The following is a 495-nucleotide window of genomic DNA, read 5'->3' on the forward strand; positions in this document are numbered from 1 at the left end:
ATAGCCCTCCGCCCGCAGGTCAAAACCGTTGGCCGGGCGCTCTTCGTAATCTTTCAGCTTCCTGCCGTCTTTCCAGCCACTGGCGCGGAAATAGCCATTGGCGCCGAAGCGCATAAAGTCACGGGCGTATTCAGCGCCGAGGCCAAAGCGGGTGTGGTCGCGGGTAATATCGTGGTCAAGAAAGGCGTTGTAGCCAAACATGCCAGCATCAAGGAAATGGCGCTGCCCCAGTCCAACGTTAGCGGTGGTACGGCTGTCAATATGGCGCAGGCCAAACTGGGTAAAGGCCATCTGTTTTTCGGTGTCATACAGCGGCAGCAACATATCAAACTGGCTACCCTCCAGCCGACCGCGGTCATCCACATTGGCCTGTAATTTCACTGTCCCGTAACGTTGCAGCCAGTTTTGCAACGTTTGGTTAGCTTCACTGACCGCCAGGCCGCGCAACTGGTTTTTGGTACTCTCGACAAGATTGCCGCTTTTCAGCATCCCCGC

General features: G+C 56.2%; 1 protein-coding gene. It reads right to left on the reverse strand.

All coding sequences use genetic code 11. The features are described 5' to 3' along the window. Nucleotides 1–495 (reverse strand): inverse autotransporter beta domain-containing protein (locus PSI23_RS22005; RefSeq protein WP_273557044.1); only part of this gene is annotated, 495 nt, incomplete at both ends.

The organism is Xenorhabdus yunnanensis (genome assembly GCF_028598805.1).
Lineage (GTDB): Bacteria > Pseudomonadota > Gammaproteobacteria > Enterobacterales > Enterobacteriaceae > Xenorhabdus > Xenorhabdus yunnanensis.